Here is a 13,690-nt window from a genome sequence, read left to right on the forward strand (position 1 = left end):
TCATGACAGGTAAGGTACGCACTGATAGTACCATTCGATAATACCTTTAAAATACCTTTGAGGTCTAAATTTGACCGCCTTAACATTATTTCTTCCTGAATCGAGCCAGCAGAAGTTGCTGAAAAGTGCGCTAAAGATGGAAAAAAAACGCAGTCGGTACCAGGCTTATTGCTGCCCGCAACAAAGCGGGTCAGGACAATCCACATTCCGGTTTCAAATCGGAACTTACGGGAGCATAGCTATGACTGATATTGCGCAGTTGCTTGGCAAAGATGCCGACAACCTTTTACAGCATCGTTGTATGACCATTCCTTCTGACCAACTTTACCTGCCTGGACATGATTACGTCGATCGCGTGATGGTGGATAACAACCGTCCGCCAGCGGTGCTGCGTAATATGCAAACGCTGTATAACACGGGCCGACTGGCTGGGACAGGTTATCTGTCAATTCTACCGGTGGATCAGGGCGTGGAACACTCCGCGGGGGCATCGTTTGCGGCTAACCCGCTGTACTTTGATCCGAAGAATATTGTGGAACTGGCTATCGAAGCAGGGTGTAACTGCGTGGCATCGACCTATGGCGTGCTGGCTTCCGTCTCCCGTCGCTACGCGCACCGCATTCCGTTTCTTGTAAAAATTAACCACAACGAAACGCTGAGCTACCCCAATACGTTTGACCAGACGCTGTATGCCAGCGTAGAACAGGCATTCAATATGGGCGCGGTTGCGGTAGGGGCAACCATCTATTTCGGTTCAGAGGAGTCCCGTCGCCAGATTGAAGAGATTTCTGCGGCGTTCGAGCGTGCTCATGAACTGGGCATGGTCACCGTGCTGTGGGCGTATCTGCGTAACTCCGCGTTTAAACAAGATGGCGTGGATTACCATGTTTCCGCCGATCTCACCGGGCAGGCTAACCATCTGGCAGCCACTATCGGGGCGGATATCGTTAAGCAGAAAATGGCGGAAAATAACGGCGGGTATAAAGCAGTCAACTTTGGCTACACTGACGATCGCGTTTACAGCAAGCTGACCAGCGACAACCCAATTGACCTGGTGCGTTATCAGCTGGCGAACTGCTATATGGGGCGCGCCGGATTAATTAACTCTGGCGGTGCGGCTGGCGGCGAAACCGATCTGAGCGATGCGGTACGTACGGCGGTGATTAACAAACGTGCTGGCGGTATGGGGCTGATTCTTGGACGAAAAGCATTCAAGAAAACCATGGCTGACGGCGTTAAGCTGATTAACGCCGTGCAGGATGTTTATCTGGACAGCAAAGTCACCATTGCCTGATCCCAGTTGGGGTGTCGTCGTGTTAACGCAGTAGTGGACAACCCGGCGGCAGTCTGCAACGTAGCGCTGCGGGCAGGATTTCAATATGAAATTCTTGTCCGCTAAGCGGTTCGCCATCGAGATTAAACGTAATTTCATGCGGGGCGCGGATATCAAACCACGATGATGCGCCTTCGATGATGTTAGGGTTGTCTTCGGATTGCGTTAACGCCGAAAGCAGCCCTGGCAGCAGCTCTTCGCCGGTAAATATACGCAGTTGCAGCAGACCATCGTTGATCAGGGCCGTCGGGCAAAGCTGTTGCCCACCACCGGCCTGACGACCATTACCGATACCAATGACCAGCGCCTTACCCTGCCAGTGAAAATCTTCCCCACGAATGTCGCAGATGTCGGGTTTGAGCGTATCCATGCGCATTAATCCGTGAATAAAGTACGATACGCCACCTAATGCGGCCTTGAGTTTTTCTGGCGTCTCGCTGGTGATGCGTGTGCCGAAGCCGCCGGTCGCCATATTGATAAAACAGGTTTTATCATTGACCTGAACCATATCGATATCAGTCGCATTTCCAGCGATAGCCAGTTTTAACGCCTTATCAAGGGCGTCGGGTATGCCTACGCTGGTTGCAAAATCATTCGCCGTTCCCAACGGTAAAATACCTAGCGCCGGGATATTGCCGCCCTGCGACTGGATCAGCGCCGTCGAGACTTCGTTAATTGTGCCGTCGCCGCCGCCGGCAATCACCGTTGCAACGCCTAACTGGCGAGCTTCATCAACGTAGCGTTGTGCGTCGCCTTTTTCCCAGGTAACGCGAACATGGATTTCCACGCCTTCATCGCGTAGCTCTGCAATGACATCACGCAGGGGGAGATTATCAGCACTTTTTCCGTTGAGGATCAGTAAACTGGCAGGGAACGCTATCATCCGTTTGCCTCACTTTTTTTCGTTTTAACAAGTGTACGCCAGGAATGGGTTTATGGCGTAAGAACTGACTGAAAGCGAAGTCGAAGAGATAAAAAAAGCCGCAGGATGCGGCTTTTCAGATTGGGTGGACGTTACTGTGGGAACCACTGATCGCTGATTTTTTGGTACGTGCCGTCAGCTTTGATTGCGGCCAGCGCGCTATTCAGTTTTTCCAGCAGGGCTTTGTTATCCGGGCGAACCGCAATGCCAAGACCAGTACCGAAGTATTGTGGGTCGGTCACTTTGTCAGTGGCCACGCCTAACTGCGGGTTGGTTTTCAGCCACTCGTTAACCACGGCGGTATCGCCAAATACGCCATCAATACGACCATTTTTCAGGTCGATAATCGCATTCTGATAGCTGTCGTAGGCCACGGTCTTCACTTCAGGGTGTTTGTCCTGCAGGTATTTCTGGTGCGTGGTACCGTTTTCCATGCCAATGCGTTTCCCTTTCAGGTCGGCAAAGGTTTTATAGGTGTCTTTTTTCGCAATCACCAGCGCGGAGTTTGCATAGTAAGGCTGAGTAAATGCCACCTGCTTGCTACGCTCAGGCGTGATGTCCATTCCGGAAATCACCGCATCATATTTTTTGAATTTCAGCGCGGGAATCAAGCTATCAAAAGCATGATTGGTGAAAGTACAGTCAGCCTGCATTTGTTTGCACAGTGCCGTTGCCAGGTCGATGTCAAAACCGACAATTTTATTGCTTGCATCCAGTGACTCAAATGGCGGATAAGTCGCTGATACACCGAAACTAATTTTATCAGCAGCTGAGGCGCCAGCGGCGAAAGTAGCAAGTAATGCGGCCAGTACTAACTTTTTCATGGTGGAACTCCCGTCTGTCAATCTTATGATTATTTACCGTGTCTGCGGCGTGAATTAACAATGCCATTTAATGAATTTATATGCAATAAAAATGATTAACTATTTTTATGGATATAAAAAAAGACGGACAATTTAGGTTGTTGTCCGTCTTTTTATTTTGGCTTTATGCATATTCACCGGAGAGTGTACAACGGAAGATGAATCGTAGCCTGATAAGCGTAGCGCCATCAGACATAAAAACCGATTTAATTCCGGTGTTCAAACGCCAGCGCTTTACGTTCGATCAAGCGCATCATCAGCGTCAGCAAACCGTTGACGATCAGGTAAATCACACCCGCCGCGCCGAAAACCATGACGTCATAAGTGCGACCGTACAGCAGCTGACTATAGCCCATGACTTCCATCAGCGTGATGGTGTATGCCAGTGAGGTACTTTTAAACACCAGCACCACTTCGTTGGAATACGAGGAGAGGGCGCGTTTAAAGGCGTACGGCAACAGAATCGCCAGCGTATCCTTCTTACTCATCCCCAACGCTCCACAGGACTGCCACTGGCCTTCCGGGATTGCGCGGATAGCACCGTAGAACAGCTGGGTGGTATAAGCCGCACTGTTTAACGATAGCGCAATTAAGGCGCACAGCCACGGTTCAGAGAGCAGGTGCCACAGTACCGGATACTCCTGTAGCGTCGGGAACTGCCCTGGCCCGTAGTAGATCAGGAAGATTTGCACCAGCAGCGGAGTACCGGTAAACAACGTGATATAGGCGCGAACCAACCAGACCACAATCGGCGTTTTTAGCGTCAGGATGACGGTGAAAACCAGCGCCAGCACCAGAGCAACCACGATGGAGGCGACCGTCAGCGTCAGGCTGGTATGCAGCCCTTTTAACAATTCAGGTAAATACTCAAGCATCAGCCTGGTCTCCGCTCAAATCGTGTCGCGCGCAGGTCAATGCGTTTGAGAATGTACTGACTCACCAGCGTAATCACCAGGTAAATAGCCGCCGCCACAATGTACCAGGTAAACGGCTCCTGGGTACGGGTGGCAATGCTCTTGGTTTGCAGCATCAGATCGTTCACGCTGATAAGGCTGACCAGCGCGGTATCTTTCAGCAATACCAGCCACTGGTTACCCAGTCCCGGCAGAGCGTGACGCCACATCTGCGGCATCACCAGGCGAAAGAAGATCGCGGCTTTAGACAAACCCAACGCCTGACCTGATTCCCATTGTCCGAGTGGTACGGCCTTCAGCGCGCCACGCAGCGTTTGCGACGCGTAAGCCGCATACAGCAATGACAGCGCAATTACACCGCACAGGAACGGGCTGACGTCGAAGTTTTCGATCTGCATCTGAACCGGGATTTGTACAAACCCGAGATTGATCGTAAAGCCATCGGCCAGCGTCAGCAGCAGCTGTGAAGAGCCGAAATAGATGAACAGAACCACCAGAATTTCCGGCAGACCACGCAGGATGGTGACCAGAGCTGAGCCCGTCCATGCTACCGGACGCCATTTTACTGACTCCCAGACGGCAAAAAACATGGCGAGCGCGAGGCCAATAATCAGCGCACAAACGGCAAGGCCGACGGTCATCCCGGCGGCGCTTGCTAAAGGAAAAAATTCATTCATCAAGTATTACTTCTGGAACCATTTGTTGTAGATGGTCTCGTAAGTCCCATCTTTCTTCACTTTTTCCAGCGCAGCGTTAAATTTCTGCTGCAGCTCGGTATTGCCCTGGCGCACAGCGATGCCCAGACCCGTACCGAAGTAATCTTTATCCGTCACTTTGTCGCCAACTGCGGCCAGCTTTGGATTGTCTTTCAGCCATTCGGTCACCACTGCGGTATCACCAAATACGCCGTCAATACGACCATTTTGCAGATCGAGTTTGGCATTCTGGTAGCTGTCATACGGTACGGTGGTCACTTCCGGATGTTTATCCATGATGAATTTCTGGTGCGTAGTACCGTTTTGTACACCGACTTTTTTGCCTTTCAGCTGGTCAATGCCGGTGTATTTACCCTGTTGGCCAACAAACAGGGCAGAGTTGTCGTAATACGGGGTGGTGAACAGAACCTGTTTTTCACGCTCTGGCGTGATGTCCATACCGGCCATCACCGCGTCAAAACGACGGAATTTCAGGCTCGGGATCAGGCTGTCGAAGGCCTGATTGGTGAAGGTACAAGTCGCGTCAATCTCTTTACACAGCGCATTCGCCAGATCAACGTCAAACCCTACGATTTTGTTATTCGCATCAATAGATTCAAACGGAGGATAAGACGCTTCGGTGGCGAAACGAATGGTTTGGGCTGCGGTAGCGGAAAGGCTAAAACCTGCGATTAGCGCGGCAATCAGAACTTTTTTCATTGTATTGTCCCGAATCTTAGTGAGAGAGATAGTTTTTAAACGCTTCGGTTTGCGGGTTGGCAAAGCAGCTCGCATCCCCAAACTCGACGATATGACCGTTTTCCATATACACCACACGGCTGGCCGTTTTACGTGCAACTTCCACTTCGTGGGTGACGATCACCTGAGTAATGTTGGTTTCCGCCAGTTCACGAATGATGCTGACGATTTGGGCAGTAATTTCCGGATCAAGCGCTGCGGTAGGTTCATCAAACAGCAGCACCTGCGGCTCCATCATCAACGCGCGGGCAATGGCCACACGCTGTTGCTGGCCACCGGAGAGATGCAGTGGGTAGCGATCGCTGTACGGCTTCAGGCGCAGACGTTCCAGCAATTTTTCGGCGCGTGCCAGCGCTTGATCTTTTGTCAGACCCAGTACGCGGCAGGGCGCTTCAATCAGATTCTGCACAACCGTGAGATGCGGCCAAAGGTTGTATTGCTGGAAGACCATGCCCACGTTCTGACGCAGCTCCCGAATGGCTTTGTCTGACGGGGTCTTCGTGAAGTCGAAACGGTTACCCGCAATAGAGAGTGTGCCCGAGCGCGGCATCTCAAGCAGGTTGAGTACGCGCAGCAGCGAGCTTTTCCCGGCTCCACTTGGGCCAAGTAACACCAGTGTTTCACCCTGAGGGCAATCCAGCGTGATATCGAACAGCGCCTGATGTGCGCCGTAGAAGCAGTTAATGCCGTTTAATTGAATACTCATTGACACTCGATACTGGCAGTCTGATAGCTATTGAAGCCGCAGATACTACCTTTGACAGAATAGTTATGCAATATTTATGCGTTAAAAGTTAAATGCAAACCGCATTCTTATCTAAACATAGCACAAAATAGCGGGGCCACCAGTGGGCAAGAATAATTGTCGGCATTCTATGCAGAATGCCAGACAATTTATGGGGGTTATGATTCAGGCGGGTGAATGGGGCGGTTAGCGGTTTTCGACAGACTGGCGCAGCGTCCCGGCTGGCGCGTGTACGCTGCCGCCCAGATAGCGGACATCGTCAACTACCCAGCACTGGCCTTCGCGGATCATCAGCACTTCATCACGCCAGCTTTGGTCACCCTGTTTAAGCTCTACGCGCAGCGGAATGTTGCGTGCATCACTATTCGGAATGGTCGATGCGCTGGCGACGCTGGCACTGTCCGGTAACGTGGCGCGACTAGAGAACGGATCGCTGTTAAACAGATCGCGATGCGCGTTATCACGGCTGGCATCGTTCAGCAGTTTCGCCAGGTTGTCGCTGAGGTACGGACGAAGGGGAGTAATGTCATTGTTTCGGTGCTGAATACGGTAATCATAGAATTGTTGAGCCACGCTGTCTGGCCCGCCTTCTACGCAAGAGCCGCTACGCGTGCCGTTATCTTTGTAGGCCGGCGTTACGGTAGTACAGGCGCTGAGAAGTAGTGCACATGGAACCAGCAGAGAGAGTTTCGAGTAGCGCATAATGATTTCCTTATTAGCTTTCTACTATTAGTGTTCTACGTTGATTTACATGTCATACTTCAAGTTGCTTGTGCGTTGGCTACGTGCGTTCACCCCAGTCACATAGTTATCTATGCTCCTGGGGATTCACTCTCTTGCCGCCTTCCTGCAACTCGAATTATTTTGTGTAAAGAATATATCCTTTCAATGATAGTGGATCGGTTCGATAATGCTTTTGAGATCGTGCTCTTAGCGCAAAAAGGAGATTAACCATGCAGTTTTCGACAACCCCTACGCTGGAAGGGCAGAGCATCGTGGAATACTGCGGTGTTGTGACTGGCGAAGCCATTTTAGGCGCGAATATCTTCCGCGATTTCTTCGCCGGCATTCGCGATATCGTCGGCGGTCGCTCCGGCGCGTATGAAAAAGAGCTGCGTAAAGCGCGTGAGATTGCTTTTCAGGAGCTTGGTGAACAGGCAAAAGCGCTCGGTGCTGATGCGGTAGTCGGTATCGATATCGATTACGAAACCGTAGGCAAAGACGGTAGCATGCTGATGGTGAGCGTCAGCGGCACCGCGGTGAAAACTCGCCGATGAAGCGTCTGCTGTCTCTGCTGGCATTAACGCTGCTGCTGGTAGGATGTGCTGGCGAAAAAGGGATTGTCGACAAAGACGGGTATCAGTTAGATACCCGTCGTCAGGCGCAGGCTGCTTACCCGCGCATTAAAGTGCTGGTTATCCATTACACGGCCGATGATTTCGACTCTTCTCTGGCTACGCTGACCGATAAAAACGTCAGCTCGCACTATCTGATCCCGGCAGTGCCGCCGCTCTACCATGGCAAACCGCGTATCTGGCAACTGGTGCCGGAAAAAGATCTGGCCTGGCATGCGGGGATTAGCTTTTGGCGCGGCGCTACGCGAATTAACGATACCTCGATCGGCATTGAGCTGGAAAACCGCGGCTGGCAAAAATCGGCGGGCAGCAAGTATTTTGCGCCGTTTGAACCCGCGCAAATTCAGGCGTTAATCCCCTTGGCGAAAGATATTATTGCCCGTTATGACATAAAACCACAGAACGTGGTGGCCCATGCGGATGTCGCACCGCAGCGCAAGGACGATCCAGGTCCGCTGTTTCCATGGGAAGAACTGGCTGCGCAAGGAATTGGCGCGTGGCCGGATGCTCAGCGAGTGGTGTTTTATCTTGCCGGGCGAGCGCCCGATACACCGGTAGAAACCTCATCATTGCTCGATCTGCTGTCGCGCTATGGTTATGAGGTAAAACCTGAAATGACGCCGCGTGAACAGCGGCGGGTGATTATGGCCTTCCAGATGCACTTCCGCCCGACGTTGTGGAACGGCGTGGCGGATGCAGAAACTCAGGCGATTGCCGAAGCGTTACTGGAGAAATACGGGCAGGGTTAACGCGGCAGCTTGCCGTGGTCACGCAACCAGGCCGCGGTACGCTCAATCCCTTCATCCAGCGTCACAACGGGCTGATAACCTAATTCTTCCTGAGCGCGGGTGGTATCCAGCGTAAAGTCAAAATTCAGCTTCGAGACGCCGTAATGCGTAAGCTTTGGCTCTTTCGCGGATTTATTGCCTAACCGCTCCATGCTGCGGGCAATCATGTCCAGCATCGGGTAGGGTACGGAGCGGATACGGCAATCAATATTTAGCTCGTCGATAAGTTTCTGCACAATACTGCGCAGGGTGCGATGCTCGCCGTTGGTAATGTTGTACGCGCGACCCGACGGCAGATTATCGCAGGCTTGCTGACTTGCCAGCCACATCGCGTGCACCGCATTCTCGTAGTAGGTCATATCCACCAGCGCACTTCCGCCGTGCGGCAACAGAATGCTGCCGTAGTGGTACATCATATGGGCCAGGCGTGGGATAAAGACTTTATCGTGTGGTCCGAACAAGCTTTGCGGACGCAATACCGTAAAACGGGTCTGCGGGTTGGCCTGTGTCAGCAACGCAATCACATCTTCGCCAGCCGCTTTACTGCGGGCGAATTCATTGGCGAAGCGTTGGGGGCGGAAGTCCTCTTTGATATCGCGATGGTGGTGATAATCAAAATAGAGCGACGGTGATGAGATATGAATGAAGTTACGAACGCCCCAGGCCACGGCCCACTCGCCCAGACGGCGGGTTGCGCGAACGTTGGCCAGATCGAAGGCTTCCTGAGTTCCCCATGGTGAGGTAAAACTGGAGCAGTGCCACAGCGTATCGATACCGGCGAGCATCACTTTTGCCTGCGAAGAGACCAGCTCGGTCAAATCGGCATGCACAAACTCTGCGCCCATTTTCTCCAGCAGCTTGCCCATCGCTTCGTTGCGACCGGTAGCTCTGACGCTGACGCCTTTGCTGCATAAAAACTCAACCGCGTTTCGGCCTAAGCCGCTGGTGGCTCCGGTAACCAGTACCTTCATATCAATCCACTGTGTTTAAAAAACGTCGTGCGCATTCTTCCGTGAATTTCGTCTGTATGCAATGGGAAACATGAAAGAATACAGGCTCTTTTTATCATGAGTCTGTGATTTGTTCTGCAAGTTTAGCAATACGCTTCGCCATCCCTCTGAAAATGAACAGATGCGCCGGGATCATCAGCAGCCAATAGAAGAGGCCTGGCATGCCGTGCGGATGCCACCAGGCGCGGACATCAATGCGTCGGTGGTCGCCTTTATCTTCCAGCGTGAAGCTCAGTCGACCCAATCCTGGCGCTTTCATCCCAAACAGCAGCGTCAGCTGTTTTTCTGGCTCAACGATGATCACTTTCCAGCTGTCAACGGTATCGCCAACCTGCAACAGAGAGTTTTGCGGTCTGCCTTTCGCCAGCTTATGGCCGACCAGCAGGTCCAACGCCGCGCGCGTTTTCCATAAAATATTGCCAAAGAAATAGCCTTCTTTGCCGCCGAGGCGATTCACCACCTGCCACAGCGCCTGCCGACTGGCCGAGGTTTCAACGCTAAAGCCAGCTTGTTTAGCGAAATAGCCATATTCGGGGCGCCAGCGGGCAAATGCCTGCGCGTCGTAACCCCAGTCGCTGGAATTGACCAGCTTCTCTTCTTCTTTCAACGTGCTGCGCACCGCGTCATCAAAGGCAATCAGCTTTTGCGGGATCAGCGTGCGTAATTCGGTGTCATCGGCCAGCAGGTCGTGTTTTAACCCCTGTATCAGCGCTTTTGCCGTGGTCGGCGGCACTGACGTTATGACGTTCAAAAACCAGACCGAAATCCAGCGGGTAGGAAAGGGGACAGGGATGAGCAGGCGATGTTTACCGCTGACCGCCATAAAATGCTCGAACTGCTCCTGATAGCTCAATACCTGCGGCCCGGCGGCTTCGAGTACGCGGTGTTGGCGTGTAGGATGGTCCAACAACGCCACCAGGTAGTACATTAAATTCTCCAGCGCGATAGGCGTGGTACGCGAGCGCACCCAGCGCGGAGGGGTGAGTACCGGCAGGTTGTAGACCATGTCGCGCATCACTTCAAAGGCGGCAGAACCTGCCCCTACGATAATACCAGCGCGCAATTCGGTCATTGGCACGCCTGATTCGCGCAGGGTGTCCGCGGTTATCTGTCGCGCACGCAGATGATCGGATTGTTCATGCCGGGGAGCCTGTAATGAGCTCAGGAAAATAAGCTGTTTGACTGGCGTATCACGTAGCGCATCGCGCACGTTCATTGCTACCTGGCGCTCATGGGCGATAAAATCACCGCCTTCTCCCATGCCATGGACCAGGTAATAGACCGTATCAACGCCGGTCAGCAGCGGCGTTAGGTTATCTGGCCAATTCAAATCGACCTTATGGCAACTGACGTTGGCCAACTGCTGCTTTTCCAGTCGCTCGATGCGGCGTGCCGCAGCCAGCACCTGATGCCCTTGCTGACTGAGCGCCTGTACCAGATGCTGACCAATGTAGCCACTGGCGCCAAGAACCAAAATCCGTTGCGGCACGCCCATCTCCTTAGCGGGTTAAAAAAGCGCGCCAGTGGGCGACGACTTCAGCAAGCTGTTCACGCGATACGTCCAGATGCATCACCAGACGCACAATCGGCGAGGCGTTAATCAGCACGCCTTGCGCTTTCATGTACTCGCCCAGTGCCGCAGCGTGTTCTTCGCCAACGCGAACAAACAGCATGTTGGTGTCGTGGCGCATGACGTCCGCTCCGGCTTCGCGCAGTTGTTCCGCCATCCAGGCGGCGTTGTCATGGTCTTCTTGTAAGCGCGACACGTTATTTTTCAGCGCATACAGTCCGGCCGCCGCCAGAATACCGGCCTGACGCATTCCGCCACCGGTCATTTTACGCCAACGAATGGCGCGCTTGATGTACTCGTGGCTGCCGACCAGCAGTGAGCCTACCGGCGTTCCTAAACCTTTGGAGAGACAAATGGTGAACGAATCGCAGTATTGCGTGACATCTTTTAACTCACAGCCATAGGCGACGATGGCGTTAAAAATACGCGCGCCGTCGACATGCAGCGCAAGATTGCGCTCACGGGTAAATTCCCAGGCCTCTTTCAGATACTCGCGTGGTAGCACTTTGCCGTTGTGGGTGTTTTCCAGGCTGAGCAGACGCGTGCGGGCAAAATGGATATCGTCCGCTTTGATTTTTGCCGCCACTTTGTCCAGCGGCAAAGAGCCATCCGGCATGGCGTCGATAGGTTGCGGTTGAATGCTGCCGAGTACCGCTGCGCCACCCGCTTCGTAGAGATAGTTATGTGCGCCCTGACCGGCGATATACTCTTCGCCGCGCTGACAATGGCTGAGGAGAGCCACCAGGTTCGCCTGAGTGCCTGTGGGTAAGAAAATTGCGGCTTCTTTGCCAGCAAGCTCGGCTGCGTATTGCTGGAGGGCATTAACGGTAGGGTCATCACCGTAGACGTCGTCCCCGACCGGGGCGGCCATCATCTCTTCGAGCATGGCGCGACTTGGTCGGGTGACGGTATCACTGCGTAAATCAATCACGGGCATTCCTTTTTAAGTGAGGTAATGCCCTCTGTTTTACCTGAGCCAGTTAGTTTTCGCCAGTTCGATCACTTCATCACCGCGCCCGCTGATGATTGCGCGCAGCATATACAGGCTAAAACCTTTAGCTTGTTCGAGTTTGATCTGCGGCGGGATCGCCAGTTCTTCTTTCGCGACGACCACATCGACCAGCACCGGACCGTCAATCGACATCGCCCTTTGCAGCGCTTCATCAACCTCTGAGGATTTCTCCACGCGAATGCCCGTGATGCCGCAAGCCTCGGCAATCCGTGCGAAATTTGTATCGTGCAGTTCGGTGCCGTCGGTCAGATAACCGCCAGCTTTCATCTCCATCGCCACAAACCCCAACACGCTGTTGTTGAAGACAATAATCTTCACCGGCAGCTTCATTTGCACAACCGACAGAAAGTCGCCCATCAGCATGCTAAAACCACCGTCACCGCACATTGCGACAACCTGACGTCCCGGTTCGGTCGCTTGTGCGCCGAGCGCCTGGGGCATGGCATTGGCCATCGACCCGTGGTTAAACGAACCGATCAGACGGCGTTTACCGTTCATTTTCAGATAACGTGCTGCCCACACCGTTGGCGTGCCAACGTCGCAGGTGAAGATGGCGTCGTCAGCGGCAAAGTGGCTGATCTGCTGCGCCAGATACTGCGGATGAATGGCTTTATCGCTGGGTTTGGCTAAATCATCCAGCCCTTTACGCGCCTCACGATAGTGTTCCAGCGCTTTATCCAGGAACTGCCGATCGGTTTTTTCTTCCACCAGCGGCAGCAGGGTGCGGAGTGTGGATTTAATATCGCCTACCAGCGCCATATCAACTTTACTGTGCGCGCCAATGCTTGCCGGATTGATATCGATCTGAATAATCTTGGCGTCGGTGGGGTAGAACGGGCGATAGGGGAACTGGGTACCGAGCAGGATCAGCGTGTCGGCATTCATCATGGTATGGAAGCCGGATGAAAAGCCAATTAGCCCGGTCATGCCCACGTCGTAAGGGTTGTCGTACTCAACATGCTCTTTACCACGCAGGGCGTGCACAATCGGCGCTTTTATTTTAGCAGCAAACTCAACCAGTTCTTTATGCGCACCGGCGCAGCCACTGCCGCACATCAGGGCGATATTGCTGGAGTAGCGTAGCAGTTGCGCTAGTTTTCTGAGCTCTTCTTCTTCCGGAGTGACCACCGGGAGCGGCGCATGATACCAGTGAGTGCTGGCGCTTTCAGGTGCTGGCTTCAGCGCAACGTCGCCGGGTAATACCACCACGGAGACGCCGCGGTTGAGCACCGCTTTACGCATGGCAATTGCCAGCACCTGTGGGATCTGTTCAGGGCTGGAAACCAGCTCGCAATAGTGGCTACATTCGCGAAACAACTCTTGCGGGTGGGTCTCCTGAAAATAACCGCTGCCTATCTCACTGGATGGAATGTGTGCAGCAATTGCCAGCACCGGGACGTGGTTGCGGTGGCAATCAAACAGGCCGTTAATCAGGTGCAGGTTGCCTGGCCCACACGAGCCTGCGCAGACGGCCAGTTCTCCCGTCAACTGCGCTTCAGCTCCCGCGGCGAAGGCCGCAACCTCTTCATGACGTGTTGGCATCCAGTCAATCGTTCCCATACGATTCAGACTGTCACTAAGGCCATTTAGCGAGTCACCCGTCACACCCCAAATGCGTTTAACGCCAGCTTGTTCGAGTGTTTTAGCAATAAAAGCGGCAACCGTTTGTTTCATGGTTTTCCTTCTCCTTTAATGTGATACCGGTTACAAGTTTAGATGAAGAT

The 13,690-nt window shown here is 53.1% G+C and carries 14 protein-coding genes; 3 read left to right on the forward strand and 11 right to left on the reverse strand.

Translation table 11 applies throughout. From position 1 onward, the window contains the following. Positions 1–241: 241 nt before the first annotated feature. Entirely contained in the window at positions 242–1,294 is a 1,053-nt protein-coding gene (gene fbaB / locus OGV93_RS03515) for a class I fructose-bisphosphate aldolase (RefSeq protein ID WP_103928365.1), read from the forward strand. A 22-nt stretch (positions 1,295–1,316) separates the two neighbouring features. Here the strand turns inward: fbaB and yegS are convergent, their stop codons facing one another. From yegS to OGV93_RS03550, 7 genes are all read right to left on the reverse strand, one after another. Beyond that, positions 1,317–2,216, reverse strand: coding sequence for a lipid kinase YegS (yegS, locus tag OGV93_RS03520; protein ID WP_046275436.1), 900 nt, complete (start codon positions 2,214–2,216; stop codon positions 1,317–1,319). Positions 2,217–2,347: 131 nt separating this feature from the next. Beyond that, entirely contained in the window at positions 2,348–3,079 is a 732-nt protein-coding gene (gene artJ, locus OGV93_RS03525) for an arginine ABC transporter substrate-binding protein ArtJ (protein ID WP_016153670.1), read from the reverse strand. Between the two features lie 245 nt (positions 3,080–3,324). Continuing rightward, positions 3,325–3,993: an arginine ABC transporter permease ArtM gene (gene artM / locus OGV93_RS03530; RefSeq protein ID WP_016153669.1), complete on the reverse strand. Its 669-nt coding sequence runs from the start codon at positions 3,991–3,993 to the stop codon at positions 3,325–3,327. After that, positions 3,993–4,709 (reverse strand): arginine ABC transporter permease ArtQ, encoded by a 717-nt coding sequence (artQ, locus tag OGV93_RS03535; RefSeq protein ID WP_016153668.1) that lies wholly within the window; start codon positions 4,707–4,709, stop codon positions 3,993–3,995. Before artQ ends, artM begins: the two co-directional genes overlap by 1 nt. Before the next feature lie 6 nt (positions 4,710–4,715). Further along, a complete protein-coding gene (gene artI, locus OGV93_RS03540; protein ID WP_016156951.1) occupies positions 4,716–5,447 on the reverse strand; it encodes an arginine ABC transporter substrate-binding protein ArtI in 732 nt (243 codons plus the stop codon). A 16-nt stretch (positions 5,448–5,463) separates the two neighbouring features. Beyond that, positions 5,464–6,192, reverse strand: a complete 729-nt coding sequence (gene artP / locus OGV93_RS03545; protein WP_016156950.1) for an arginine ABC transporter ATP-binding protein ArtP — start codon at positions 6,190–6,192, stop codon at positions 5,464–5,466. Between the two features lie 225 nt (positions 6,193–6,417). Further along, entirely contained in the window at positions 6,418–6,933 is a 516-nt protein-coding gene (locus tag OGV93_RS03550) for a lipoprotein (RefSeq protein ID WP_016153666.1), read from the reverse strand. Positions 6,934–7,184: 251 nt separating this feature from the next. Between OGV93_RS03550 and OGV93_RS03555 the strand changes: the two genes are divergently transcribed. Beyond that, positions 7,185–7,508, forward strand: coding sequence for a heavy metal-binding domain-containing protein (locus OGV93_RS03555; protein WP_001160725.1), 324 nt, complete (start codon positions 7,185–7,187; stop codon positions 7,506–7,508). Further along, positions 7,505–8,335 (forward strand): N-acetylmuramoyl-L-alanine amidase, encoded by an 831-nt coding sequence (locus tag OGV93_RS03560; RefSeq protein ID WP_047414015.1) that lies wholly within the window; start codon positions 7,505–7,507, stop codon positions 8,333–8,335. The genes OGV93_RS03555 and OGV93_RS03560 overlap by 4 nt, the downstream gene beginning before the upstream one ends. On the opposite strand, the gene OGV93_RS03565 is transcribed toward OGV93_RS03560, so the two are convergent. From OGV93_RS03565 to poxB, 4 genes are all read right to left on the reverse strand, one after another. Beyond that, positions 8,332–9,345, reverse strand: a complete 1,014-nt coding sequence (locus OGV93_RS03565) for a 3-beta-hydroxysteroid dehydrogenase (RefSeq protein ID WP_016153664.1) — start codon at positions 9,343–9,345, stop codon at positions 8,332–8,334. The two genes, OGV93_RS03560 and OGV93_RS03565, sit on opposite strands and share 4 nt — an antisense overlap. A 94-nt stretch (positions 9,346–9,439) precedes the next feature. Next, positions 9,440–10,873, reverse strand: a complete 1,434-nt coding sequence (locus OGV93_RS03570; protein WP_211941248.1) for an SDR family oxidoreductase — start codon at positions 10,871–10,873, stop codon at positions 9,440–9,442. Between the two features lie 10 nt (positions 10,874–10,883). Continuing rightward, complete coding sequence (gene ltaE / locus OGV93_RS03575; protein ID WP_016153662.1) at positions 10,884–11,885, reverse strand: low-specificity L-threonine aldolase; 1,002 nt, start codon at positions 11,883–11,885, stop codon at positions 10,884–10,886. A gap of 36 nt (positions 11,886–11,921) precedes the next feature. Next, positions 11,922–13,640 carry a ubiquinone-dependent pyruvate dehydrogenase gene (gene poxB, locus OGV93_RS03580; RefSeq protein WP_016156946.1) on the reverse strand — a complete coding sequence of 573 codons (1,719 nt, stop codon included), beginning with the start codon at positions 13,638–13,640 and terminating at the stop codon, positions 11,922–11,924. Between the last annotated feature and the right edge of the window lie 50 nt (positions 13,641–13,690).

The sequence above is a fragment of the Citrobacter sp. Cb031 genome (genome assembly GCF_030336725.1).
Classification (GTDB): Bacteria; Pseudomonadota; Gammaproteobacteria; order Enterobacterales; family Enterobacteriaceae; genus Citrobacter; species Citrobacter braakii.